Raw genomic sequence first — 25362 nt, forward strand, 5'->3', positions numbered from 1 at the left:
TTTCTCTCCCCCCTTCCCCCCCCGCTCCCCCCCCCCCCCCCCCCCCCCCCCCCCCCGCTCCCCCCCCCCCCCCCCCCCCCCCCCCCCCCCCCCCCCCCCCCGGCACCGGAGTCACGGACGCAGCGCCGGCTCGCGCTCCACGTCCCTGCGGTCGAGCCTCGCGTCGAACGCGGCCAGCGGCCTGGCCGCCGCCGGGTCCGCCTGCACGGCGGCGGAGGCGACGCCCGCCCACTCCAGGATGCGGGCCGTGGCGAGGGACTTCTGGTCGGCGACCAGACCGGCCACGTTCGCGCCGTGGTTCAGACCCGGCGCCGTGAAGACGTACGAGTCCTTCGCCCCCCTGCCGACGGCGAACCGCTCCGCGCCCCACGGGTCGTTCTGGCCGTAGACGAAGAGCATGTGGTGGGCGTGGTGCCGGACCCAGGAGTCGACGTCACGCATCGCCTTGGGGTGGAACCTCATGGGGATGGAGCGCGGGACGAAGTTCCGGGGCGGCTGGTAGCCGTAGCGGAGGTACTTCTTCTCGATGTACGGGAAGTGGATCGTCGGCGCGCCGAGCTGTGTGCCCGCCTGGTAGTAGTAGGGCGTGTACGGCTCCAGGCCCTGGTCGGTGTAGAAGGAGAACCCGGAGATCGTGTCGATCGAGTTCCAGATGTCGTCGTCGGTCGCGGTCCTGGCGTCCGCCGGGACCGAGGCGCAGTCGGACAGCAGGCTGTACTGCCAGAAGCCCCAGACGTAGTCGAGGACGACCGCCTCGTAGGCCCGGTCCAGGCTGCCGATGGTGTCGAAGGTGTAGCCGTTGTCGGCCGCGTAGGCCGCGTACTTCTTCTCCAGCGGCTCCCGGCGCACCAGGGCCTCGCGCTGCACCGCGTTCAGCCTGTCGCGGCACTCCTTGGTGCCGACCCGGGTGAAGAAGCGGTCGTAGGCGGAGTCCTCGTCGTTGACGACGTCGTTCGGGGCGACGTAGGCGACGACCCCGTCCATGTCCCGCGGGTGGAAGCGCTCGTAGTAGGTGGCCGTCATGCCGCCCTTGGAGCCGCCCGTCGAGATCCACTTCTTGGTGTAGACGGACTTGAGCGCCGTGAAGACGCGGTGCTGGTCGCTGGCCGCCTGCCAGATGTCGAGCTTGCTCCAGTCGGCCGGGTCGGGCCGCGAGGGGGTGAAGAAGCGGTACTCCATGGAGACCTGGTTGCCGTCCACGATCTGGGTCGGCTCGCGGCGGCTCGGGGTCGTGGAGACGCTGTAGCCGCCGGTGTAGAAGACCGTCGGGCGGGAGACGTCCTTGTGCAGCACGGTGATCCGCTGCTGGAACGTGCCCTTGGACGGGTGGCGGTGGTCCACCGGCTGGGTGTAGTTCAGGACGAAGAAGCGGTAGCCGGTGTAGGGCTTCTCCTGGACCAGGCTCATCCCCGGGATGGCCAGCAGCCGGTCCTTGATGTCGGTGTCCGTGGCGGTGGTGCCGGTGGCCTCCGGCCCGGCGGCGGCGGTGGCCGCCCCCGCCGTGCTCAACGTGCCGATGAGCACCGTGAGCGCCAGCAGCCATCTGAGCGCCTTGCGCATGCACACTCCCCTGTGAGACGTATGTGCGCCGGAAGCTAGCGGAGCAACTCGCTTCGGCACCAGGGGAGATGGGCAGAAGAGGGAAATCCCTCGGCCGAGGGGCGGGAAGCGCCCCGGTTCAGCACAGGATCCAGCCGGAGCTGACCGCTCCGCGTCCCACCGAGCCCTTGACCCACACGCAGCGGTGGCCGGCGTGCACGGTCACCGGCCCGGCGCGGTGGGAGTAGCGGCCCCGGTCGACCACGGGCCGGCTGCCACGCGCCTGGACACTGACCGACATGTCCCTGCGGGTGCCGGGTTCGTGCGGGAGGGTGACGGCACAGACGTAGCCGCCGCGCTTGTAGACCTGCACGGCGCCGGTGGCGAACGGCAGCGTGCGGACCTTGCGGCCCGAGCACGAGGTGGCGGCCTGCGCGTCCGCCGGCGCCACCAGCGCGAGCAGCCCGGACGCCGTCAGTACGGCCACCCCGGCCGCGAACCTCCGGCGTATCGCCCCACGATCCACTGTCGTCCCTCCCACACCCCGGCAACGAGCGTACGGGTGTACGGACGCAGAACGTGTGTCGGACGGTTGCCCGATTCTCAGGTGGTCGCGGTGACCGACTCCTCCGGCTCGTCCTCGCCGGCGAACGTCCGCCACAGCTCGGCGTACCGGCCGCCCAGGGACAGCAGTTCCTCGTGCGTGCCGTCCTCCACGACCCGGCCGTGGTCCACCACCACGACCCGGTCGGCGCGGGCGGCGGTGGTGAGGCGGTGGGCGACGACGAGGGTCGTACGGCGGCCCGCGAGACGGTCCGTCGCCTGGTTGACCAGGGCCTCGCTGGCCAGGTCGAGGGCGGCCGTCGCCTCGTCCAGGAGCAGGACGTCGGGGTCGACGAGCTCGGCGCGGGCCAGGGCGATCAGCTGGCGCTGGCCGGCCGAGAGGTTGCGGCCGCGTTCGGCGACCTCGTGCAGGTAGCCGCCGGTCAGGGTGGCGATCATCTCGTGGGCGCCGACCGCGCGGGCCGCCGCCTCCACCTCGGCGTCGGTGGCGCCGGGGCGGCCGTAGGCGATGGCGTCGCGCACGGTGCCCTGGAAGAGGTACGCCTCCTGCGGGACGACCCCGAGGCGGTGGCGGTAGGAGGTGAGGTCGAGGGAGCGCAGGTCCGTGCCGTCGACGGTGACCCGGCCGCCGGTGGGGTCGTAGAAGCGGGCCACCAGCTTCACCAGGGTCGACTTGCCGGCGCCGGTCTCGCCCACGAAGGCGACCGTCTGGCCGGCCGGGATCCGCAACGCGACGCCGCTCAGAGCCTCTTCCTCGGCTCCGTACCTGAAGTGCACGTCCTCGAAGGCGATCTCGCCCCGCAGGGACCGCACGGCGAGCGGCTTCTCGGCCGCCCGGGTCGAGGTCGGTTCCCGCAGCAGTTCCTGGATGCGGCCCAGCGAGACGGTCGCCTGCTGGTAGCCGTCGAAGACCTGGGAGAGCTGCTGCACGGGCGCGAAGAACAGATCGATGTACAGCAGGTAGGCGACCAGCGCGCCGGTCGTGAGCGTGGCGGCGTCCACCCGGCCCGCGCCCGCGATCAGCACGGCGGCCGCGGCGACGGAGGACAGCAGCTGCACGAACGGGAAGTAGACGGAGATCAGCCGCTGTCCGCGGATGCGGGCCTGCCGGTAACTGTCGCTGCGCTCGGCGAACCGGCGTCCGCCGTCCCGCTCGCGCCGGAACGCCTGCACGATCCTGAGCCCGGACACCGACTCCTGGAGGTCGGCGTTGACCGCCGACACGCGCTCGCGGGCCAGTTCGTACGCCTTCACGCTCGCCCGGCGGAAGAAGAACGTGGCGACGAGCAGCGGGGGCAGCGTGGCGAACACGACGAGCGCGAGCCGCACGTCGATCACCAGGAGGGCGGCCATGATGCCGAAGAAGGTGACGACCGAGACGAACGCGGTGACCAGGCCGGTCTGCAGGAACGTGGAGAGGGCGTCGACGTCCGTCGTCATCCTCGTCATGATCCGGCCGGTCAGCTCCCGCTCGTAGTAGTCGAGGCCGAGCCGCTGGAGCTGGGCGAAGATCTTCAGACGCAGCGTGTACAGGACGCGTTCGCCGGTGCGTCCGGTCATCCGGGTCTCGCCCACCTGGGCCGCCCACTGGACTCCGACGGCGAGCAGCGCGAACAGCGAGGCCGTCCAGACCGCGCCGAGGGCGGCGGCGGAGACACCCTGGTCGATGCCGCGCCGGATCATCACCGGCAGGAGCAGGCTCGTGCCGGCGTCCACGGCGACCAGGCCGAGGCTGACCAGCAGGGGCAGGCCGAAACCGCGCAGCAGCCTGCGCAGCCCGTAGGACTCCTCGGCGGTGACCGCGCGGGCCTCGTCGACGTCGGGGACGTCGGTCGCCGGGGGCAGCGCCCCGACCTGGTCGAGGAGTCCGGGGGTCGCCGGCATGCCCTCCATCGCGGTGTCCCTGGGCACGCGTTCGCCCGCCCACAGCCGGGGCGTGATGCCGCGCTCGGCGTCGAACTCGGCGTCCAGCTCCTCCCGTACGGAGGTGTCCTCCCTCGGCGCCGCGGCCGGGGCGTGGCCGGGCGAGACACCGCCGAGCTCGTCCGGGTCGGTGAGCAGCCGGCGGTAGAGGGCGGAGCGGGCCTGGAGTTCCTCGTGGGTGCCGAGGTCGGCGAGCCGGCCGCCGTCGAGGACGGCGATGCGGTCGGCGAGGTTGAGGGTGGAACGGCGGTGGGCGATCAGCAGGGTCGTCCGGCCCTCCATGACCTGCCTGAGGGCCTCGTGGATCTCGTGCTCGACGCGGGCGTCCACGGCGGAGGTGGCGTCGTCCAGGACGAGCAGGCGCGGGTCGGTGAGGATCGCGCGGGCGAGCGCGACGCGCTGGCGCTGGCCGCCGGACAGGGTGAGGCCGTGCTCGCCGACCGTGGTGTCGTAGCCGTCGGGCAACTCGGTGATGAAACGGTCCGCCTGGGCGGCCCGGGCGGCGGCCCGGACCTCCTCGTCACTCGCGTCGGGACGGCCGTAGGCGATGTTGCTGCGCACCGTGTCCGAGAAGAGGAAGGAGTCCTCGGGGACCAGGCCGATCGCGGCCCGCAGGGAGTCGAGGGTGAGCTCGCGGACGTCGTGGCCGCCGATCAGGACGGCGCCGTGCGTCACGTCGTAGAAGCGCGGCAGAAGCAGCGAGACCGTGGACTTGCCGGAGCCGGAGGAACCGACGACGGCCAGGGTCTCGCCGGGGCGGATCTCGAAGGAGAGCCCGTCGAGGACGGGGCGTCCGTCGGCGTAGCCGAAGTGGACGTCGTCGAACTCGACGCTCGCCGGGGCGTCGGCGGGCAACTCCTTGGTGCCGTCGGTCATCGACGGCTCGGTGTCGATCAGCTCCAGGACGCGTTCGGTGCCGGCCCGCGCCTGCTGCCCGACCGTGAGGACCACCGCGAGCATGCGCACCGGGCCGACGAGCTGCGCGAGGTAACTGGAGAAGGCGACGAACGTGCCGAGCGTGATGTGCCCGCGGACGGCGAGCCAGCCGCCGAGCGCGAGCATCGCGACCTGCCCGAGCGCGGGCACGGCCTGGAGGGCCGGGGTGTACCGGGCGTTCAGCCGGATCGTGCGCAGCCGCCCCGCGAAGAGCCGCCGGCCGACCTCCCGCAGCTTCCCGGTCTCCTGCTCCTCCTGGCCGAAGCCCTTCACCACCCGGACGCCGCTGACGGCGCCGTCGACCACTCCGGCCACGGCGGCGGCCTGGGCCTGGGAGTACCAGGTGGCGGGGTGCAGCCTGGTCCGGCTGCGCCGGGCGATCCACCACAGGGCGGGGGCCACCGCGAGGGCCACGAGCGTGAGCGGCAGCGACAGCCACGCCATGATCACCAGGGAGATGACGAAGAGAAGCAGGTTCCCGATGGTCATCGGGAGCATGAACAGCAGGCCCTGGATCAGCTGGAGGTCGCTGGTGGCCCGGCCGACCACCTGGCCGGTGGACAGCTCGTCCTGCCGGCGCCCGTCGAGCCGGGTGATCGTCCCGTACATCTCGGTGCGCAGGTCGTGCTGGACGTCCAGGGCGAGCCGGCCGCCGTAGTAGCGGCGGACGTAGGCGGAGACGTAGACCAGCAGGGCCGCGACGATCAGGGCGCCCGCCCAGGGGGCCATGTCACGGGTGTGGTCGCCGATCACGTCGTCGATGATCACCTTGGTGACCAGCGGGACCAGCGCCATGACGGCCATGCCGGCGAGCGAGGCACCGAGGGCGAGGACGACGTCCTTCGGATAACGCCATGCGTATCCGGCGAGTCTGCGCGCCCAGCCTCGCGTCTGCGCCTGTTGCCCTGCCACGCCGGTGCCTTCCGTTGGACCTGGTGTACCGGAAAGCACCAACGCGGCGGGGAGCGGATTTCATCCCTCCGCAACAATTCGCTTGCGCTGGCGGGTGGAGGTGGGTCGGCTGGGTGGCGGCTTGCGTGGGTGGGAAGGTGCGGGTGGGTGGGGGTTTCGCGCAGTTCCCCGCGCCCCTGTTTCACGTGCCGGTGCGTGAGGGGATTCGCGCAGCTCCCCGCGCCCCTGAGGGTGTGCCGGTGCGTGGGGCGCGGAGTTCCGCGCGCCCCCGTTCACGTGCCGGTGTGGGGGGTCGCGCGGTTCCCCGCGTCCCTGGGGGTGTGCGGGCGTGGGGGGCGGATTGCGCCGCTCCCCCGTGCCCCCGGGGCTGTCTACGTGAGGGTGCTGGTGGCCAGGTCTCGGTGGATGACCTTGGCGACGCCCTGGATGGTGGTGATGCCGTAGCTCATGGTGGCGTTGCCGTGGGTGAGGATCGTGATCATGTAGTCGTGGCCGCCGCCGTTGAAGGTGCCGACGCTGTGCACCCGCCAGCCGTGCGTGGCGCGCTCCAGCCAGCCGTTCTTGACGTGCACGGAGACGGTGGAGGGGGCGCCGTACGGGGTGCCCCAGCGCTGCGAGGAGACGACCTGGCTCATCAGCGTCTGGATGTAGGCGCGGGACGCGTCGGTCAGCACCGTGTTGCTCGCGGTGATCAGCTTGAGCAGTCGCTGCTCGTCGGTCACGTTGATCTGGGTCAGGCCCCAGTAGTTGTCCGCGCCGGGCGTGGTGTGGGTCATGTTGGCGGCGGCGAGGAAGCCCTTGACCCTCGTCAGCCCCAGCTGCTTCCACAGGGTGCTGGTCGCGCTGTTGTCCGACTGGGTGATCATGGCCTTGGCCAGCGTCTTCTCGCGGTCCGTGAGCGCGCGGCCGGTCTTCTGCGCGTCCCACAGCAGGGCACCGAGGACGGTCACCTTGACGACGCTGGCGGAGTCGAAGGCGGTGGCGGGGCGCAGCGTGCAGGTGGTCTTGGTGGTCCGGTCGTAGAGGCCGACCGCGATGGTGCCCTTGCGGCCGACCAGGGCGGCGGTGATGTCCTTCTTCAGCTTCGTCGCCAGCACCGCGTTCGTGGACGTGCAGCTGACCGTCGTCGTGGCCGCGGCCGCCGGGGCCGCGCCGGCCACGACGGGTATGAGCACGCCTGCGCCGAGGGCGGCCGCGACGAGTCTCGCGCGTCTGGGTTTCCCGTGAGTCATGCCTTGTTGACTCACGAGTTCGAACGAAAGGTTGTACGAGTCGTCTGTCGCGTTGGGCAAAGGCTGGGCAAGGCGTTACCGCGTCCTCGGTGTATTCACAGCCCGGAGCCAGCTCCGGCACAGCGCTCACCCACCCCGGCCGGACACGCTGCGCGGGTGACATCTGCCACCGACCCACACCCCCAGACGACCGTGACCTCCGACCGGCCGCCGCCGGACCCCGCCACGGCGGTCCCGGACAAGGCGCCCCGCTGGTCCCTCCCCGCGCTGATCGCGATCATGGCGCTCGCGGCGGTGCTCTACTCCTGGAAACTGTCCGGCTCCAGCCTCAACAGCTTCTACAGCGCCGCCGTGCTGAGCGGCACGCAGAGCTGGAAGGCGTGGTTCTTCGGCTCGCTCGACGCGGGCAACTTCCTCACCGTCGACAAGCCGCCGCTCGCCCTCATGGTGATGGGCCTGTCCTGCCGGATCTTCGGATACGGCACGTGGCAGATGATGACGCCGATGATCGTGGCCGCCGTCGGCACGATCTGGATCCTGCACGCCGGCGTCAGGCGGGTGTTCGGGCACGTGGCCGCCACCGTGGCCGCGCTGGTCCTCGCCCTGACCCCGATCACGGTCGCCATCAACCGCGACAACAACCCGGACACCCTGCTGGTCCTGCTCATGGTGGGCGGTGCGGCGCTCGGCCTGCGCGCGGTCCGGGACGGCCGGCTGCTGCCGCTGCTGGGTTCGGCGGTCTGCTTCGGCCTCGCCTTCAACACGAAGATGCTCCAGGGCTACATCGCGCTGCCGGCCGTCTTCGCGGTCTATCTGTACGCGGCCCGGCCCGGGCTCGTGAAGCGGCTCGTGAACCTGCTGCTCGCGGCCGTGGCGCTGGCCGTCTCCAGCTTCTGGTGGGCGGCTGCCGTGTCCCTGGTCCCCGCCGCCGACCGGCCCTACATCGGCGGCTCGACGGACGGCACCGCCTGGAACCTGATCATGGGCTACAACGGCCTGGGCCGGGTCTTCGGCGGCGAGGGCAACGGCGGGGGCGGCGGCGGCGGGGGCGGCGGCTTCTCCGGGACCGCGGGCCTCGGACGGCTCTTCAACGGCATCCTCGGCGGCCAGATCTCCTGGCTGATCCCGTTCGCCGCGATCGCCTGCGCCGGCGGCCTGGTCCTGTGCGGGCGCGCCCCGCGCACCGACCTGACCCGCGCCGCGCTGGTGCTGTGGGGCGGCTGGACCGCCCTGCACTACCTGACCTTCGCCATGGCCGAGGGCACCATGCACCCCTACTACACGACCGCGCTCGCCCCGGGCATCGCGGCGCTGTGCGGAGGCGGCGGAGTGCTGCTGCTGCGCGCCTTCCGCACCGACAAGCGGTGGGTGTGGGTGCTGCCGGCCGGGCTCGCGGTCACCGCCGGCTGGGCGGTCGTCCTGCTGCGGCGCTCCTCCGGCTGGAACACCTGGCTGTGGCCGGCGATCGCGGTCGTCATGGCGCTGGCGATCACCGGTCTCCTCGTCTTCCGCTCCGGCGACCGCGCCCGCCTGCTGGCGGCCTCCCTCGCGGCGGCGGTCGTCGCGGCGGTGGCGGGCCCGGCGGCCTACGCCTGGTCGGTGCCGTCCGGTTCGGGCGGCGGCATGGGCGGTACGAACCCCACGGCGGGCCCCTCGACGGGCGGCGGCTTCGGCGGCGGTCCCGGCGGCGGTGGCGGAACCCGGGGCGGCTTCCCCGGCGGGCAGCAACAGGACGGGCAGAACAGCCAGGCCGGCGGTCAGGCCGGCGGCGAGCTGCCCGGCGGTGGCCAGATGACGCCGGGCGGCGGAAACGGTGAACTGCCGGGCGCCCCGGGCGGACAGAACGGCCAGGCGCCGGGCGGTACCGGCGAGATGGGCGGCACGCCCCCCGGCGGCGCTGACGGCACGACAGGCGGCGGTACGGCCGGGAGCGGGGCCGGTACCGGTGCCGGGCAGCCGGGTGCGGCCGGCCTGGGCGGTGGGCCCGGTGGCGGCATGGGCGGCGCGAGCACCGAACTCGTCGCGTACCTGAAGAAGCACCAGGACGGTGCCAAGTGGCTGCTCGCCGTGTCCAGTTCACAGAGCGCGGCGCAGCTCATCCTCAGCAGCGGTGAGCCGGTCATCTCCATGTGGGGCTGGTCCGGCTCCGACAAGGCGATGACGCTCACCAGGCTCAAGGAACTGGTGAAGAAGGGCGAGCTGCACTACATCCAGCTCGGCGGCGGCATGGGCGGGGGCATGGGCGGTGGTTCGGACGTCAGCTCCGAGGTCACCGCGTGGGTGCAGAAGAACGGGACGGCGGTGAAGGAGAGCGCCTACAGCAAGACGGCGTCCTCGTCCGCCGACTCTTCGTCCTCGTCGTCCTCCTCGTCCTCCGCGCAGAGCACCGCCTCGGCGGTCTACCGCCTGGACGCGTCCGACGTGAACTGACACCCGCGCCCACCGGCACCCGGCGGCCCCCGACCACGGTCGGGGGCCGTTCTGGTACGTCAACTCGCGTAGACAAGGGGCGGATTGCCGGTCTCCGTCATCGGATGGACACGTTCGGTTCATGGACAAGCCTGCATGTCCATGCCACTCTCCCGTTTGCCGCCTTCATTCAACCCGCGTAGATGGGACCCCCTACATGCCGGCGACACGCCTACGCCACTGGAAGTCGGTGGCGCTCACCACCGCCACCGTCCTGGTCGGACTCACCGTTCCCGCGCTCACCGCGACCCCCGCCGCGGCGACCACGACCGCGTACGACTCGACGTACTACAAGAACGCGATCGGCAAGACCGGTACGAGCCTCAAGTCCTCGCTGCACACGATCATCAGCAGCCAGACGAAGATCTCCTACTCCGCGGTCTGGAACGCGCTGAAGGTCACCGACCAGGACCCGAACAACAGCAACAACGTGATCCTGCTGTACAGCGGCGTCTCGCGCGCCAAGTCCCTCAACGGCGGCGACGCCGGCGACTGGAACCGCGAGCACACCTGGGCCAAGTCCCACGGCGACTTCGGCGAGGTGACCGGCCCCGGCACCGACCTGCACCATCTGCGCCCCGCGGACGTGCAGGTCAACAGCACCCGCGGCAACCTGGACTTCGACAACGGCGGCAGCACGGTCACGGGCGGGGGCGGCAGCCTCGTCGACTCCGACTCCTTCCAGCCGCGCGCCGCCGACAGGGGCGACGTGGCCCGCATGATCCTCTACATGGCCGTGCGCTACGAGGGCGACGACGGTTTCGCCGACCTGGAGCCCAACGAGAAGGTCAACAACGGCAGCAACCCGTACATGGGCAAGCTCTCCGTCCTCAAGGCCTGGAACGAGGCGGACCCGCCCAGCGCCTTCGAGGAGAAGCGCAACCAGGTCATCTACGACACCTACCAGCACAACCGGAACCCGTTCATCGACCACCCGGAGTGGGTCGAGGCGATCTGGTAGGACCGCTTTCGCCGGGCGCGGTGCCCCCCGCCGCACCGCGCCCCCACCCCGTTGCGGATCATGGACGCAGTCGTCCGGCCAACGGGGAGGAAAGAGTGGGCTACTGCCTGGAGATGAGCACCGGGGACATGCGGGACGTGATCCGACTGCTCACGGCGGTGGAACGCACGGAAAAGCAGGAACGGGTCCTCGGAGTCGTCCGTGAACGCTGCGCGCGGACCGACGCGCGGTTTCGCGAGCAGCACATCGAACTCGGTGTGACCGTGAGCCGGGCGCTCGACGAACTGATCGAGGGAACGCCGAGCGAGGAGATGAGCCCGGCGTACACGTACGCCTTCCACGAGGCGGTGGCCTCCCACTTCTCCGACACCACCGACCTCGGGGTGTGGCGCTGGCCGTCCTGGTTCTACCGCGTGGACGACGAACTGGTCCGCCACGGTGTGCCGTCCGACCTGCTGCCGGGCTCGTTCCTGTTCAGCGGGCCGCCGATCCGGCTGCCGCATCCCGGCGACGGCTTCCCCTCGGTGGGGATCCTGCCGGCTCAGCGGGCGGCGGCGCTCGCGGACGTGTACGAGGCGATTCACGACCGGCTGAGTCCCGAATACCAGGACACGGTGCGGAAGTTCGCCGGGCTGATGCGGTATGAGGCGGAGGAGTGGGAGCGGGCGCAGAAGCTTGGACGGTGCCCTGACACGATCTTCTTCTGGTTCAGCTGACGTTCGCGGGCGGGGCGTTGGGGGGTTCGCGCGGTTCCCCGCGCCCCTGGTGGACCCGCACCTCCGTCGGTCGGGTGCGGGTGCGTTGTGGTTTCGCGCAGTTCCCCGCGCCCCTAATGGGTCGGAGCGAACATGCGGAGCAGCGCGGGGAGGACGACTACCGAGGGGCCGGGGGACGTGAGGGCTTTGGTCAGGTCGTGTTCCAGCGTCTCGGGGGTCGTCCTGGTTGCCGGGACCGCGAACGACTCGGCCAGGGCCACGTAGTCGGGGCGGCTCAGTTCCGTCGCCGTGGCCTGGCCGAAGGCGTCGGTCATGTACTCGCGCAGGATGCCGTAACCGCCGTCGTCGACGATCAGCCAGGTGACGTTCAGGTCGTGCTGCCGTGCCGTCGCCAGCTCGGCGACGGAGTACAGCGCGCCGCCGTCACCGGACACCGCGAGCACCGGGCGGGTGGGATCGGCGACCGCCGCGCCCAGGGCCGCCGGGAAGCCGTAGCCGAGGCCGCCGGCGCCCTGCGCCGAGTGCATGTGGTTGGGACCCTTGGCGTCGAAGGCCGACCACGCCCAGTACGCGAGGATCGTCATGTCCCAGAAGGACGGCGAGTCGTCCGGCAGCGCCCGCCGCACCGACGCCAACAGGTCCTGCTCCAGGGTGAGTTCCTGGGCGTCGATGCGCTCACGCACCTTCGACAGCAGCGTTCGTACACGCTCCGGGGCGCTCGCGTCCTCCCGCGTGTCCACCGTCTCCAGCAGGGCCTGGAGCGCGAGGCGCGCGTCGGCGTGGATGCCCAGCGCCGGCTGGTTGGACTCCAGCTTGCCGAGGTCCGCCTCGATCTGGATCACCCGGCCCCGGGGCCTGAACGTGTGGTAGTTCGAGGAGAGTTCGCCGAGGCCCGAGCCGACGACCAGGACGACGTCGGCGTCCTCCAGGAAGTCGGTCGTGTGCCGGTCCTCCAGCCAGGACTGGAGGGAGAGGGGGTGTTCCCAGGGGAACGCGCCCTTGCCGCCGAAGGTCGTGACGACGGGTGCGCGGAGCCTCTCCGCCAGCTGGCGCAGCTTCCTCGACGCGTCCGCCCGGACGACTCCCCCGCCCGCGATGATCACCGGACGCTCGGCCTGCGAGAGCAAGTGGGCTGCCACGGCGGTCAGTTCGGGGCGCGGCGGCAGCTCTTCCGGGGTCGCGTCCACCGCCGTCACGACGGGGAGGGGCGTCTCGGCGAGCAGTACGTCCTGCGGGATCTCCACCCACACGGGCCCGTGCGGAGCCGTGAGCGCCGACTTCCAGGCCGCCGCGATCGCGGACGGGATCTGGGACTGGGCGCGCACGGTGTGCACCGACTTCACCACGCCGCGGAACGAGGCCGCCTGGTCGGGCAGTTCGTGGAGGTAGCCGTGGCGGCCGCCGCCGAGACCGCGGGCCGGGATCTGGCTGCTGACCGCCAGCACGGGGGCGGAGGCGGCCGCCGCCTCCTGGAGTGCGGCCAGCGAGGTGAGCGCGCCCGGACCGGTGGACAGCAGCAGCGGCGCGGCCTCGCCGGTGACCCGGCCGTAGGCGTCGGCGGCGAAGCCCGCGTTGTTCTCCACCCGCAGGCCCACGTAGCGCAGGTCCGAGCGGCGCAGCGCGTCGAACATGCCGAGGGCGTGCTGGCCGGGCAGCCCGAACACGGTGGTCGCGCCGAGCCCGGCCAGTGTCTCCACGACCAGGTCTCCGCCGTTGCGGCCGGGAGGAGGATTCAGCGCGGCCTCCGTCTGGGCGGGCGTGGGACGGAGTTCGAGGTCGTGGTCGTGCGTCACTTCGAGCGGGCCTCGGCGATCTGGCGGGACATGATCGTGGTCAGTTCGTACGCCGTGTGGGACGCGGCCACCGAGGTGATCTCGGCGTGGTCGTAGGCGGGGGCGACCTCGACGACGTCGGCCGAGACGAGGTGGCAGGAGGCGAGGCCGCGCAGGATCTCCAGGAGTTCGCGGGAGGTCATGCCGCCCGCCTCCGGCGTCCCCGTGCCGGGCGCGTGCGCCGGGTCGAGGCAGTCGATGTCGATGGAGATGTACAGCGGGCGGTCGCCGATGCGCTGGCGGAGCTGGTCGGCGACCTCGTCGGCGCCGCGCCGGTAGACGTCGGCGGAGGTGACGATGCCGAAGCCCATCTTCTCGTCGTCGGTGAGGTCCTGCTTGCCGTACAGCGGGCCGCGGGTGCCGACGTGGGACAGCGCCGAGGTGTCGAGGATGCCCTCCTCGACCGCGCGGCGGAACGGGGTCCCGTGCGTGTACTCGGCGCCGAAGTAGGTGTCCCAGGTGTCGAGGTGCGCGTCGAAGTGGAGCAGCGCGACCGGGCCGTGCTTCTTCGCCACCGACCGCAGCAGCGGCAGCGCGATGGTGTGGTCGCCGCCCAGGGTCATCAGGCGGGCGCCGGTGCCGAGCAGGTCGTCGGCGGCGGCCTCGACGGTCTCGACGGCCTCGTTGATGTTGAACGGGTTCACGGCGATGTCGCCGCCGTCGGCGACCTGCGCCAGCGCGAAGGGTGACGCGTCCTGGGCGGGGTTGTAGGGGCGCAGCAGCCGGGACGCCTCGCGGATCGCGTTGCCGCCGAAGCGGGCGCCCGGCCGGTAGGAGACGCCCGAGTCGAACGGCACGCCGATCACGGCGACGTCGGCGCGGCCGACCTCGTCCAGGCGCGGCAGCCGGGCGAAGGTCGCGGGTCCGGCGTAGCGCGGGACGCGGGAGGAGTCGACGGGGCCGCGGGGCGTCTCGTTGCTGCTCATGGGGAACTGCCTTCTTTCCTACGCTTCATCGCGTATGTACTGCGTCTTCTGACGACTTTACTGGGAAGCCGCCACGGGTTCGGATACGCGTTCGGGAGACCGGCCGGCGAGCCGCTCGCGCCGGGCGGCGAGGACGGCCGCGTCGGTCGGCCGGGTCGGTCGGCCGGGTCGGTCGGCCGGGTCGCCAGGGACACGACGACGTGGGCGGCCAGGGACGACAGGAGGCCGTGGTGGACGGCCATGGGGCCCTCCTTCGCGCGCGGTCGGTGGCGTGTCGTGCGGATTCCGGGGACGGCCGGCGGCGGTTCACGGGGACATCCGCCCGTACCCGTGGCCGCCGGTCGGGACCGACACTAGGTGGCCGGAAAGCGGCTGCGAAGTGTACGTTTCATCCACTCCCGACGCCCAGGACGGAGGAAACGTCCACCATGCCGGACCCCGCGGTTCCGCCGACCCCGCCCGTGCCCCTCGCGGCCCTGCTGGCCCGGGAGGACCTCGCCCTGCGCCGCGTCGCCGGGCCGGCGGACCCGGCCGTCGTGATCCACTGGGCGCACACCTCGGAGATGGCCGACCCGTACCCGTACCTGCTGGGCGGGGAGCTGCTGCTGACGGCCGGGGTGCACATCCCGGAGGCGGCCGGGACCGGCACGTACTTCGACGACTACGTCTCCCGGATCGTGGCGGCGGGCGGCGCGGCCCTCGGCTTCGGCCTGGCCCCGGTGCACGACACGGTGCCGCGGGCGCTGGTGGCGGCCTGCGAGGCGTACCGGCTCCCGCTGCTGGAGGTGCCGCCGCAGACCACGTTCTCGGGGGTGGCCCGCGCGGTCTGGCAGCTGATGGCGCAGGCCCGCCTGGCGGAACTCCGCCGCGTCACGGCCGCCCAGCAGAGCCTGGCGGCCGCCGCCTCGGGCCCGGACCCGGTCCCGTCGGTACTGCGCCGGCTCGCCCAGCGCCTGGGCGGCCGGGCGGTGCTCTACGGCCCGGAGGGCGCGGAGATCGCGTCGGCGGGCCGGGAGCCGGTCCCCGGGACGAGGGACGCGCTGGCGACGCTGGCACACGTGGTCCGGCCGGCGCCCCCGGACCCCCGGGACGGGGCGGGTGCGGGGGCCGGGGCGACCGGTCCCGAACCCGGTCCCGGCCCCGCGCGTCCCGCCTCCGCGACCGACACCGTCGGTGAGGCGCGTCTCGCCGCCTACGCGCTGGGGGCCGGAGAGGGGTTCGTGCTCGGGGTCGCGGTGCCGGGACGGGAGCCGGGGGATCACACGATCGCCTCCGTCGCCGCGGTGCTGCTCTCGCTGCTGACCGGCGAGCGCCGGGGCGGCGCCGGGGCGGACCGGTCGTCGGCGCTCGTGCGGCTGCTGCTGGGCGCGCCGCCCGAAGACGTCGTCCCGCTGCTCGGCGGGCAGGAGCGGTGGCTCGTCGTGCACGCCCGCCCGGACACCCGGGCACCCGACTCCGTGGCCGCCGCCGCACTCGGCGCGGCCCTCGGATCCCCGCTGGTCGACCTGGCGGCGGACGTCGTCCGGGTCCTCGTCCCGGCCGGCCGCGAACCGGCCCCGCAGCCCGGCTGGACGCTGGGCGTCAGCGACGTCGTCACCCCCCGGGAGTGGGCGGCCGCCGACGCCCGGGCGGCCCGTGCCCTGGCCCGGGCCCGCGCCACCCGCACGGACCTGGTCCGGCACGGCTCCCGGGCCGGCCTCACCGCGCTGCTCCCCCGCGACGAGGCCGAGGCCCACGCCCGGACCCTCCTCGCGCCCGTGGCCGCGCTGCCCGCCCTCACCGAGACCCTGCGCACCTGGCTCTCCCTGCACGGCAGCTGGGACCGTACGGCGGTGGCCCTGGCCGTGCACCGCAACACCGTCCGGCAGCGGATCGCGCGCTGCGCGGCCCTCCTCGGCACGGACCTGGACGACGCGGACGTACGCATGGAGCTGTGGTTCGCCCTGCGTCAACAGGACCAGTGACACACGTCCCAGCGGACGGGACGCCGGGGACTCGCCCAGTCGCCTGCCTCACAATGGGAACCATGCCGATATCCGGGACACCCAGCCGCGCCGAGCTCGTCGACCATCTCGTACGGACCCGCATCGCGGGCGATGTCGCGACGCCCCGCGAGAACAACCTCTCCCACTACCGCCAGCTCTCCAACGGCGTCCGCAACTTCTGGCTCGGCCTGGACCTCGGCGACCGCTGGACCGATGAGCAGGACGTGCTCGCGGTGATGGCGGAGCGGGTCGGGGTGAACGACGATCCCGAGTACCGGTTCGGCCAGGACACCATCGACCCCGAGCTGACCGTCGACGCCCTCCAGCGGCTCGCGGGACGGCTGCGCAAGGCCGCCGAAGGACAGCAGCGGGTGCTGTTCGCGACCGGTCACCCGGGCGGCCTCCTCGACGTGCACCGCGCCACGGCCGACGCCCTGCGCGCGGCCGGCTGCGAGATCGTCGTGATCCCCGACGGGCTGCAGACGGACGAGGGGTACGTCATGCAGTTCGCGGGCGTGGCGGTGCTCGAACACGGCGCGACGCTGTGGCACACGCACTCCGGCGAACCGATGAAGGCGATCCTCACCGCCCTGGAGCGCGAGGGGCGCCCGCTGCCCGACCTGGTCGTCGCCGACCACGGCTGGGCCGGATACGCCGGCCGGCACGGCGTGGACTCCGTGGGCTACGCCGACTGCAACGACCCGGCCCTGTTCCTCGCCGAGGCCGAGGGCACCGTCCAGGTGACGGTCCCCCTCGACGACCACGTGCTCAGCCCGCGCCACTACGACCCGATGACGGCGTACCTGCTGGCGGAGGCCGGACTCGCGCAGAGCTGAACAGGCCGGTGCGGCGGTCCGCTCACGGCCAGGGATTGAGCCCTTCGGCCCGCCGTTGCGCGAACCCGGGCGTCGGGTCCAGATAGACCCGGCTCACCGCGGGCACGACCTCCCGCAGCCGCTGCTCGGCCTGCTCGCACGCCCACTCGATCTGGGCGGCCGTGGACACGTCCCGGAAGTCGACCTTGGCGGCCACGAGGGCCTCCCGCGGGCCCTGCACGAGCGTGATCAGCTCCAGTACGGCCTCGATGTGCTCGACCGCGAGCAGCTCCGCCCTGATCCGCTCCCGCACGGACCTCGGCAGCGGCCGTCCGATGAGCAGTTCGGCGTTGGAGCGGCCGAGCACCCAGGCGACGTACAGCAGGAGCACGCCGATCAGGAGCGAGGCGACGCCGTCCCACACGCCCGACCCGGTGAGCTGCCCGCCGAGCAGTCCGCCCGCGGCGAGGACCAGGCCGACGAGGGCGGCGGAGTCCTCCAGGACGACCGCCTTCACGGCGGTGTCGGGGGTGTGCCGGAGGTAGCGCCCGAAGGCCACCCGGGCCCTGGCCGCCTCGCCGCGCGCCTGCCGGATGCCGGTGCGCAGGGAGTAGCCCTCCAGCAGGAAGGCGACCGCGAGCACGATGTACGAGACGAGGGGATCCCCGAGGTCCTCGCCCGCCACCAGGGTGTGGATGCCGTCGTAGAGGGAGAAGACCGCGCCGCCGACGAAGGTCGCGACGGCGGCGAGCATGGCCCAGATGTAGCGCTCGGGGCCGTAGCCGAGCGGATGGTCCTCGTCGGCCGGTTTCTCGCTGCGCTTCAGCGCGGTCAGCAGCAGGACCTCGGTGACGGTGTCGGCGACGGAGTGCGCGGCCTCCGACAGCATCGCGCTCGATCCGCTGATGACGCCGGCGACCGCCTTGGCGAGCGCGATGCCCAGATTGGCCACGGCGGCGACGATCACCGTGAAGGTGCTCTCGCCGCCGCCCTGCTGTTGCTGCGTCTGTTGTGCCTGCACCTGTGCCATGTCCTTCAGTTTTCCCGAGGGACCCGGACCACGCCCTCCTGTACGACCGAGATGGCGAGCCGGCCGTCCTGCGTGTAGATGCGGGCCTGCCCGAGACCGCGGCCGCCGTGCGCGGACGGCGACTCCTGGTCGTACAGCAGCCAGTCGTCGGCGCGGAAGGGCCGGTGGAACCACATGGCGTGGTCCAGGGAGGCTCCGACGACGTCTCCGACGGCCCAGCCGCCCCGGCCGTGCGCGATCAGGATGGAGTCGAGCAGGGTCATGTCGGAGACGTACGTGGCGAGGACCACGTGCAGCAGGGGGATGTCGACGGCGCCCTCGAGCTTGCCGTTGGTGCGGAACCAGACCTGCGAACGGGGTTCGCGGGGCTCCCCGAACTCACCGTAGGGCGGTTCCTCGACGTGGCGCAGGTCGATCGCCGCGCGCGCCTCGATGAACTTCTCCACCACCCGCGGGTCGAGATGGCGGTAGCCGCGCAGCCGCTCCTGCGAGGTGGGCAGCGTCACCGGGTCCGGCGCGGGCGGCATCGGGGCCTGGTGGTCGAGTCCCTCCTCGTACGTCTGGAAGGACGCCGACAGACCGAAGATCGCCTTGCCGTGCTGGACGGCGACCACCCGGCGGGTGGTGAAGGAGCGGCCGTCGCGAAGCCGGTCGACGTTGTAGACGATCGGCGCGCCGGGGTCACCGGGGCGCAGGAAGTACGCGTGCAGGGAATGGGCGTGCCGGTCCGCGGGGACCGTCCGCCCGGCGGCGACCAGCGCCTGGGCCGCGACCTGCCCGCCGAAGACCCGGGGGACGACGGCGGACCGCGACTGGCCGCGGAAGATGTTCTCCTCGATCTGCTCCAGGTCGAGCAGATCGAGGAGATCGAGTAGTGCCTGGCTCATGGGGCTCAGTTCTACCGGCCGGAAATTTCGCGGACCTTACAGACCCATGTTCTTCGCGATGATCGACTTCATGATCTCGCTGGTGCCGCCGTAGATGCGGTTCACGCGGTTGTCCGCGTACAGGCGGGCGATCGGGTACTCGTTCATGAAGCCGTAGCCGCCGTGCAGCTGCAGGCAGCGGTCGATGACGCGGTGCGCGACCTCGGTGCAGAACAGCTTCGCGCTGGCGGCCTCCGCGGCGCTCAGCTCGCCCGCGTCGAGGGCCTCGAGCGCGCGGTCGGCGACGGCCTCGGCCGCGTCCACCTCGGCCTGGCAGGCGGCCAGCTCGAACTTCGTGTTCTGGAACGAGGCGACGGACTTGCCGAAGACCGTGCGCTCCTGCACGTACTCCTTGGCGAACCGGACCGCGGCCTTGGCCTGGGCGTAGGCGCCGAAGGCGATGCCCCAGCGCTCGGAGGCCAGGTTGTGGCCGAGGTAGTAGAAGCCCTTGTTCTCCTCGCCGAGGAGGTCCTCGACGGGAACCTTCACGTCGACGAAGGCGAGTTCGGCGGTGTCGGAGGTCTTCAGGCCGAGCTTGTCGAGCTTGCGGCCGATGGAGTAGCCCTCGGACCTGGTGTCCACGGCGAACAGGGAGATGCCGAAGCGGCGGTCCTCGGCGGTCGGCGCGGAGGTGCGGGCGCAGACGATGACGCGGTCGGCGTGGACGCCACCGGTGATGAAGGTCTTGGAGCCGTTGAGGACGTAGTGCGTGCCGTCCTCGGAGAGCTTGGCGGTGGTCTTCATGCCGGCGAGGTCGGAGCCGGTGCCCGGCTCGGTCATCGCGAGGGCCCACATCTCCTCGCCGGAGACGAACTTCGGCAGGAACCGCTTCTTCTGCTCGTCGTCGGCGAGCATCTTGATGTACGGCAGGCCGAGCAGCACGTGCACGCCGGAGCCGCCGAACTGGACGCCCGCGCGGGCGGTCTCCTCGTACATGACGGCTTCGAACTTGTACGAGTCGATGCCGGCGCCGCCGTACTCCTCGTCCACGCGGATGCCGAACACACCGAGCTCGGCGAGCTTGTAGTAGAAGTCGCGCGGCGCCTGGCCGGCAGCGAACCACTCGTCGTAGACGGGGACGACCTCGGCCTCGATGAAGGCCCGGAGGGTCTCCCGGAACGCCTCGTGATCCTCGTTGAACACCGTACGGCGCACCGCCGCCACCCTTCCTTGCGCCTAAACCGGCGCCGCTCTCGCGTACGTGGTTGCTCGCCGTCGGGGTTGCTCAATCGATGGTTCCGGCTTTTCCCGTGGCTAAGCGCTTGCTCATCAACCGTACCGGTGGGTAGGGAGAGGCGTCCAGAGGATCGGGGCAGGGTGGAGCCGTAACGCTCGTCACTCTCCGGCGGCCGCGAAGGCTCCCCTCGCCATGCGGTGCAGCAGCGCGGCGGTGCCCGCGCGGCCGGGGAGCGCGCCGGGGCGGCCCAGGTGGGGGGTGGAGTTCAGCAGACCGAAGACCGAGTGGACCGCCGAGCGGGCGGCGGGTTCGGCGAGACCCGGGTACACCTCGCGGACCACCTCCACCCACAACTCCACGTACTGCCGCTGCAACTGCCGCACCAGCTTGCGGTCGGTGTCCCGGAGGCGGTCCAGCTCGCGGTCGTGCAGGGTGATCAGAGGCCGGTCGTCGAGGGCGAAGTCGATATGACCCTCGATGAGCGAGTCGAGGACCGCGCCGGGGTCCGCCGCCTGCCGGGCCTCCTGGAGGCGTCGCTTCGCACCGGTCAGCAGCTGGCCGCTGATACCGACCAGCAACTCGGCCAGCATCGCGTCCTTGCCGGCGAAGTGCCGGTACAGACCCGGCCCGCTGATGCCGACCGCGGCACCTATCTCGTCGACTCCGACGCCGTGGAAACCACGCTCGGCGAACAGCCGGGCGGCCTCCTTGAGGATCTGTTCGCGCCGCGTGGGGGCGTCGGTTCTGGTGGTCATGGAAGCAATTCTAGACAGGGAGGTTAGCGGTCGTTAACCTGAAGGAAATGGTTAACGCTCATTAACAGTCGATCGCTGGGTGAGGGGACCGCAGGATGCAAGAGGCACCGGAGCTCCAGACCGCGGAAGATCCCGCGTCGGAGGCCTGGAGGGCCAACGAGGAGGCGCACCGCGCCCTCGTCGAGGAGCTGCGCGGCAAGCTGGCCGCGGCCCGGCTGGGCGGCGGTGAGAAGGCCCGGGCCCGGCACACCGCGCGCGGGAAGCTGCTGCCGCGCGAGCGCGTGGACACACTGCTCGACCCCGGCTCGCCCTTCCTGGAGCTGGCGCCGCTGGCCGCCGACGGGATGTACGACGGGCAGGCCCCGGCCGCCGGGGTCATCGCCGGGATCGGCCGGGTCAGCGGCCGGGAGTGCGTGATCGTCGCCAACGACGCGACCGTCAAGGGCGGCACGTACTACCCGATGACCGTGAAGAAGCACCTGCGCGCGCAGGAGGTCGCCCTCGACAACCGCCTGCCCTGTCTCTACCTGGTCGACTCCGGCGGAGCCTTCCTGCCCATGCAGGACGAGGTGTTCCCCGACCGCGACCACTTCGGGCGGATCTTCTACAACCAGGCCCGGATGTCGGGCGCCGGCATCCCGCAGATCGCGGCCGTGCTCGGCTCCTGCACGGCCGGCGGGGCGTACGTCCCGGCCATGAGCGACGAGGCCGTCATCGTCCGCGGCCAGGGCACCATCTTCCTCGGCGGGCCGCCGCTGGTGAAGGCCGCCACCGGTGAGGTGGTGACCGCCGAGGAGCTGGGCGGCGGCGAGGTCCACGCGCGCGTGTCGGGCGTCACCGACCATCTCGCCGAGGACGACGCGCACGCGCTGCGGATCGTGCGGAACATCGTCGCCACGCTCCCCGCGCGCGGCCCGCTGCCCTGGGAGGTGACGGCGCCCGCCGAACCGAAGGTCGACCCCTTCGGGCTCTACGGCGCGGTGCCGGTCGACTCCCGCACCCCCTACGACGTGCGCGAGGTCATCGCGCGCGTGACCGACGGCTCCCGCTTCGCGGAGTTCAAGGCCGAGTTCGGGCAGACCCTGGTCACCGGCTTCGCCCGTATCCACGGCCACCCGGTGGGGATCGTCGCCAACAACGGCATCCTGTTCTCCGAGTCCGCCCAGAAGGGCGCCCACTTCATCGAACTGTGCGACCAGCGCGGCATCCCCCTGGTGTTCCTGCAGAACATCTCGGGCTTCATGGTCGGCCGGGACTACGAGGCCGGCGGCATCGCCAAGCACGGCGCCAAGATGGTCACGGCGGTGGCCTGCACCCGTGTGCCCAAGCTGACGGTGGTGGTCGGCGGGTCCTACGGCGCGGGGAACTACTCGATGTGCGGCCGGGCGTACTCGCCGCGCTTCCTGTGGATGTGGCCGGGCGCCAAGATCTCCGTGATGGGCGGCGAGCAGGCGGCCTCCGTCCTCGCGACCGTCAAACGCGACCAGTTGGAGGCGCGCGGCGAGTCCTGGCCCGTCAAGGAGGAGGAGACCTTCAAGGACCCGATCCGCGCGCAGTACGAGCGCCAGGGCAACGCCTACTACGCCACGGCCCGCCTGTGGGACGACGGTGTGATCGATCCGCTGGAGACCCGCCAGGTGCTGGGGCTCGCCCTGACCGCGTGCGCCAACGCGCCGCTGGGCGAGCCGCGGTTCGGCGTCTTCCGGATGTGAGGAGGGGACTCATGTTTGACACAGTGCTCGTGGCCAACCGGGGCGAGATCGCGGTCCGCGTCATCCGCACGCTGCGCTCGCTGGGTGTGCGCTCGGTGGCCGTCTTCTCCGACGCGGACGCCGACGCCCGGCACGTCCGGGAGGCCGACACGGCGGTGCGCATCGGTCCGGCGCCGGCGGCGGAGAGCTATCTGTCGGTGCCGCGGCTGCTGGAGGCGGCCGGCCGCACCGGCGCCCAGGCCGTCCACCCCGGCTACGGCTTCCTCGCCGAGAACGCCGGCTTCGCGCGCGCCTGCGCCGACGCCGGGCTCGTCTTCATCGGGCCGCCCGCCGACGCGATCTCCCTCATGGGCGACAAGATCCGCGCCAAGGAGACCGTCCGGGCGGCCGGGGTGCCGGTCGTGCCCGGGTCCAGCGGCAGCGGTCTGACCGACGGTGAACTGGCCGCCGCCGCACGGGAGATCGGCATGCCGGTCCTGCTGAAGCCGAGCGCGGGCGGTGGCGGCAAGGGCATGCGCCTGGTGCGCGAGGAGGCCGGCCTCGCCGACGAGATCGCCGCCGCCCGCCGCGAGGCCCGCGCCTCCTTCGGGGACGACACGCTCCTGGTCGAGCGGTGGGTGGACCGGCCCCGCCACATCGAGATCCAGGTCCTGGCCGACGGCCACGGCGGCGTGATCCACCTGGGCGAGCGCGAGTGCTCCCTGCAACGCCGGCACCAGAAGATCATCGAGGAGGCGCCGAGCGTCCTGCTGGACGAACCGACCCGCGCCGCGATGGGCGAGGCGGCGGTCCAGGCGGCCCGCTCCTGCGGGTACCGGGGCGCGGGCACGGTGGAGTTCATCGTCCCCGGCACCGACCCCTCCTCGTACTACTTCATGGAGATGAACACCCGCCTCCAGGTGGAACACCCGGTCACCGAACTGGTCACCGGCCTCGATCTGGTGGAGTGGCAGCTGCGGGTGGCGGCCGGTGAGCGGCTGCCGTACACGCAGCGGGACGTCACGCTCACCGGGCACGCCGTGGAGGCCCGCCTGTGCGCCGAGGACCCCGCGCGCGGGTTCCTGCCCTCGGGCGGCACGGTGCTGCGGCTGAGCGAACCCCAGGGCGACGGGGTGCGCACCGACTCCGGGCTCAGCGAGGGCACGGAGGTCGGCAGCCTGTACGACCCGATGCTGTCCAAGGTGATCGCCTACGGCCCCGACCGGGCGACCGCGCTCCGCAGGCTCCGGGCCGCCCTCGCGCGGACGGTCACGCTGGGCGTGCCGACCAACGCCGGGTTCCTGCGCCGGCTGCTGGCCCATCCGGCGGTCGTGGCAGGCGAGTTGGACACGGGGCTGGTGGAGCGGGAGGTGGACTCCCTGGTGACCACCGAGGTGCCGGGCGAGGTCTACGCGGCGGCCGCGCTGCTGCGCCAGGCCGCGCTCGCCCCCGCGCACGGACCGGGCTGGGTGGACCCGTTCGCCGCCGCGGACGGCTGGCGCCTGGGCGGCGAGCGGGCCTGGACGGCACATCATCTGCACGTGCCCGGACACGACCCGGTGACCGTCCGTCTGCGACCCGGCGCGGACGGCGGGACGGAGGTCCTGCTGGACGGGGAGGACACCCCGCGCAGCGGTTCCGGGGGCTCGCCCCCGCCGGCCGGGGACGCCCGGTTCACCTGCCGGCTCGACGGCGTCAGCCACACCTTCGCCGCCCTGCCGGACGGCACCTGGCTGGGCCGCGACGGCGACGCCTGGCAGGTCCGCGACCACGACCCGGTCGCCGCGTCCCTCACCCGGGGGACGCACGCGGGCGCCGACTCGCTCACCGCGCCGATGCCCGGCACGGTCACCGTCGTCAAGGTCGCCGTCGGCGACGAGGTGAGCGCGGGCCAGAGCCTGCTGGTGGTGGAGGCGATGAAGATGGAGCACGTCATCTCCGCCCCGCACGCCGGCACCGTCGCCCAACTGGACGTGACCGCGGGCACGACCGTCGCCATGGACCAGGTCCTGGCCGTCGTCGCCCCGGCGGAGGAGGACCAGTGACACTCCCCATGGTCGTGCCGGCCCCGGGCCTGCCCGCGCGGGTGCGCATCCACGAGGTAGGCGCCCGGGACGGCCTGCAGAACGAGAAGACGACCGTCCCGACGGCCGTCAAGGCGGAGTTCGTCCGCCGCCTCGCCGGCGCGGGGCTGACCACGATCGAGGCGACCAGCTTCGTCCACCCGAAGTGGGTGCCCCAACTCGCCGACGCCGAGCAGCTGTTCCCGCTGGTGAGCGATCTGGAGGTGGCGCTGCCGGTCCTGGTGCCGAACGAACGCGGGCTCGACCGCGCGCTCGCCCTCGGCGCCCGCCGGGTCGCCGTCTTCGCCAGCGCCACCGAGTCCTTCGCGAAGGCCAACCTCAACCGCACGGTGGACGAGGCGCTCGCCATGTTCGAGCCGGTGGTGGCGCGCGCCAGGGCCGAGGGCGTGCATGTGCGCGGCTATCTCTCCATGTGCTTCGGCGACCCGTGGGAGGGCGCGGTCCCCGTCGCCCAGGTCGTCCGGGTCTGCCGGGCCCTGCTGGACCTGGGCTGCGACGAGCTGAGCCTGGGCGACACCATCGGCGTGGCGACCCCGGGGCACGTCGGGGCGTTGCTGGGCGCGCTCGGCGAACGGGGAGTTCCCACGGGCGCGCTCGGTGTGCACTTCCACGACACCTACGGCCAGGCGCTCGCGAACACCCTGGCCGCCCTGCAGTTCGGCGTCACGACCGTCGACGCCTCCGCGGGCGGCCTCGGCGGCTGCCCGTACGCGAAGTCCGCGACCGGCAACCTCGCCACCGAGGACCTCGTGTGGATGCTCCAGGGCCTCGGTGTCGACACCGGGGTGGATCTGGGCCGTCTCACCGCCACCAGCGTGTGGATGGCCGAACGACTGGGCCGACCCAGCCCGTCACGCACCGTCAAAGCCCTCTCCCACCAGGAGTGATC

Annotated in this window: 18 protein-coding genes; 8 read left to right on the forward strand and 10 right to left on the reverse strand. The window is 72.4% G+C overall.

Going from position 1 to position 25362, the window contains the following annotated elements:
- Window positions 1-111 precede the first annotated feature (111 nt).
- The 4 genes from AC07AZ_RS14640 to AC07AZ_RS14655 form a co-directional block, all read right to left on the reverse strand.
- Complete coding sequence (locus tag AC07AZ_RS14640; protein ID WP_478847463.1) at window positions 112-1560, reverse strand: S28 family serine protease; 1449 nt, start codon at window positions 1558-1560, stop codon at window positions 112-114.
- Window positions 1561-1678: 118 nt separating this feature from the next.
- The gene (locus AC07AZ_RS14645; protein ID WP_478847465.1) at window positions 1679-2065 is read right to left on the reverse strand and encodes a hypothetical protein; all 387 of its coding nucleotides are present in this window, start codon (window positions 2063-2065) and stop codon (window positions 1679-1681) included.
- Window positions 2066-2142: 77 nt separating this feature from the next.
- Window positions 2143-5874: an ABC transporter ATP-binding protein gene (locus tag AC07AZ_RS14650; protein ID WP_478847467.1), complete on the reverse strand. Its 3732-nt coding sequence runs from the start codon at window positions 5872-5874 to the stop codon at window positions 2143-2145.
- A 371-nt stretch (window positions 5875-6245) separates the two neighbouring features.
- Window positions 6246-7106 carry a serine hydrolase gene (locus tag AC07AZ_RS14655; RefSeq protein WP_478847470.1) on the reverse strand — a complete coding sequence of 287 codons (861 nt, stop codon included), beginning with the start codon at window positions 7104-7106 and terminating at the stop codon, window positions 6246-6248.
- Window positions 7107-7262: 156 nt separating this feature from the next.
- Between AC07AZ_RS14655 and AC07AZ_RS14660 the strand changes: the two genes are divergently transcribed.
- From AC07AZ_RS14660 to AC07AZ_RS14670, 3 genes are all read left to right on the forward strand, one after another.
- Window positions 7263-9536 carry an ArnT family glycosyltransferase gene (locus AC07AZ_RS14660; protein ID WP_478847472.1) on the forward strand — a complete coding sequence of 758 codons (2274 nt, stop codon included), beginning with the start codon at window positions 7263-7265 and terminating at the stop codon, window positions 9534-9536.
- Window positions 9537-9732: 196 nt separating this feature from the next.
- On the forward strand, window positions 9733-10536 hold the full coding sequence (locus AC07AZ_RS14665) for an endonuclease I family protein (protein WP_478847474.1): 804 nt from the start codon (window positions 9733-9735) through the stop codon (window positions 10534-10536).
- A gap of 95 nt (window positions 10537-10631) precedes the next feature.
- Window positions 10632-11252, forward strand: a complete 621-nt coding sequence (locus AC07AZ_RS14670; RefSeq protein WP_478847476.1) for a DUF7691 family protein — start codon at window positions 10632-10634, stop codon at window positions 11250-11252.
- Window positions 11253-11365: 113 nt separating this feature from the next.
- Here AC07AZ_RS14670 and AC07AZ_RS14675 read toward each other — a convergent pair whose 3' ends face one another.
- Both AC07AZ_RS14675 and speB read right to left on the reverse strand, forming a co-directional pair.
- Window positions 11366-13045, reverse strand: a complete 1680-nt coding sequence (locus AC07AZ_RS14675; RefSeq protein WP_478847478.1) for a thiamine pyrophosphate-binding protein — start codon at window positions 13043-13045, stop codon at window positions 11366-11368.
- Window positions 13042-14010: an agmatinase gene (speB, locus tag AC07AZ_RS14680; RefSeq protein ID WP_478847480.1), complete on the reverse strand. Its 969-nt coding sequence runs from the start codon at window positions 14008-14010 to the stop codon at window positions 13042-13044. Before speB ends, AC07AZ_RS14675 begins: the two co-directional genes overlap by 4 nt.
- Window positions 14011-14438: 428 nt before the next feature.
- Here speB and AC07AZ_RS14685 point away from each other — a divergent pair, with 428 nt between their 5' ends.
- Window positions 14439-15974, forward strand: a complete 1536-nt coding sequence (locus AC07AZ_RS14685) for a PucR family transcriptional regulator ligand-binding domain-containing protein (RefSeq protein WP_478847482.1) — start codon at window positions 14439-14441, stop codon at window positions 15972-15974.
- A gap of 62 nt (window positions 15975-16036) precedes the next feature.
- Entirely contained in the window at window positions 16037-16831 is a 795-nt protein-coding gene (locus tag AC07AZ_RS14690; protein ID WP_478847484.1) for a phosphatase, read from the forward strand.
- A 22-nt stretch (window positions 16832-16853) separates the two neighbouring features.
- Here the strand turns inward: AC07AZ_RS14690 and AC07AZ_RS14695 are convergent, their stop codons facing one another.
- The 4 genes from AC07AZ_RS14695 to AC07AZ_RS14710 all read right to left on the reverse strand — a co-directional run bounded on the left by AC07AZ_RS14695 (window position 16854) and on the right by AC07AZ_RS14710 (window position 20698).
- Entirely contained in the window at window positions 16854-17840 is a 987-nt protein-coding gene (locus AC07AZ_RS14695) for a cation diffusion facilitator family transporter (protein ID WP_478847486.1), read from the reverse strand.
- Window positions 17841-17845: 5 nt separating this feature from the next.
- Window positions 17846-18727: an acyl-CoA thioesterase gene (locus tag AC07AZ_RS14700; protein ID WP_478847488.1), complete on the reverse strand. Its 882-nt coding sequence runs from the start codon at window positions 18725-18727 to the stop codon at window positions 17846-17848.
- A gap of 36 nt (window positions 18728-18763) precedes the next feature.
- Window positions 18764-19921, reverse strand: a complete 1158-nt coding sequence (locus AC07AZ_RS14705) for an acyl-CoA dehydrogenase family protein (RefSeq protein ID WP_478847490.1) — start codon at window positions 19919-19921, stop codon at window positions 18764-18766.
- Window positions 19922-20101: 180 nt separating this feature from the next.
- Entirely contained in the window at window positions 20102-20698 is a 597-nt protein-coding gene (locus AC07AZ_RS14710) for an SACE_7040 family transcriptional regulator (protein ID WP_478847492.1), read from the reverse strand.
- 95 nt (window positions 20699-20793) lie between these two features.
- Between AC07AZ_RS14710 and AC07AZ_RS14715 the strand changes: the two genes are divergently transcribed.
- From AC07AZ_RS14715 to AC07AZ_RS14725, 3 genes are read left to right on the forward strand one after another with little or no spacing between them, the layout of a single operon-like run.
- Entirely contained in the window at window positions 20794-22410 is a 1617-nt protein-coding gene (locus AC07AZ_RS14715) for a carboxyl transferase domain-containing protein (RefSeq protein ID WP_478847494.1), read from the forward strand.
- Window positions 22411-22421: 11 nt separating this feature from the next.
- Complete coding sequence (locus tag AC07AZ_RS14720) at window positions 22422-24434, forward strand: acetyl/propionyl/methylcrotonyl-CoA carboxylase subunit alpha (RefSeq protein WP_478847495.1); 2013 nt, start codon at window positions 22422-22424, stop codon at window positions 24432-24434.
- A gap of 8 nt (window positions 24435-24442) precedes the next feature.
- The gene (locus tag AC07AZ_RS14725) at window positions 24443-25360 is read left to right on the forward strand and encodes a hydroxymethylglutaryl-CoA lyase (protein WP_478847826.1); all 918 of its coding nucleotides are present in this window, start codon (window positions 24443-24445) and stop codon (window positions 25358-25360) included.
- The last annotated feature ends 2 nt before the right edge of the window (window positions 25361-25362 follow it).

Source organism: Streptomyces sp. NPDC043878, assembly GCF_056435735.1.

Coding starts and splice junctions, on each gene's coding strand:
- AC07AZ_RS14715 (WP_478847494.1), top strand. CDS start 20,794: ATGCAAGAGGCACCGGAGCTCCAGACCGCGGAAGATCCCGCGTCGGAG.
- AC07AZ_RS14700 (WP_478847488.1), bottom strand. CDS start 18,727: ATGAGCCAGGCACTACTCGATCTCCTCGATCTGCTCGACCTGGAGCAG.
- AC07AZ_RS14655 (WP_478847470.1), bottom strand. CDS start 7,106: ATGACTCACGGGAAACCCAGACGCGCGAGACTCGTCGCGGCCGCCCTC.
- AC07AZ_RS14710 (WP_478847492.1), bottom strand. CDS start 20,698: ATGACCACCAGAACCGACGCCCCCACGCGGCGCGAACAGATCCTCAAG.
- AC07AZ_RS14695 (WP_478847486.1), bottom strand. CDS start 17,840: ATGGCACAGGTGCAGGCACAACAGACGCAGCAACAGCAGGGCGGCGGC.
- AC07AZ_RS14720 (WP_478847495.1), top strand. CDS start 22,422: ATGTTTGACACAGTGCTCGTGGCCAACCGGGGCGAGATCGCGGTCCGC.
- AC07AZ_RS14690 (WP_478847484.1), top strand. CDS start 16,037: ATGCCGATATCCGGGACACCCAGCCGCGCCGAGCTCGTCGACCATCTC.
- AC07AZ_RS14665 (WP_478847474.1), top strand. CDS start 9,733: ATGCCGGCGACACGCCTACGCCACTGGAAGTCGGTGGCGCTCACCACC.
- speB (WP_478847480.1), bottom strand. CDS start 14,010: ATGAGCAGCAACGAGACGCCCCGCGGCCCCGTCGACTCCTCCCGCGTC.
- AC07AZ_RS14685 (WP_478847482.1), top strand. CDS start 14,439: ATGCCGGACCCCGCGGTTCCGCCGACCCCGCCCGTGCCCCTCGCGGCC.
- AC07AZ_RS14640 (WP_478847463.1), bottom strand. CDS start 1,560: ATGCGCAAGGCGCTCAGATGGCTGCTGGCGCTCACGGTGCTCATCGGC.
- AC07AZ_RS14725 (WP_478847826.1), top strand. CDS start 24,443: ATGGTCGTGCCGGCCCCGGGCCTGCCCGCGCGGGTGCGCATCCACGAG.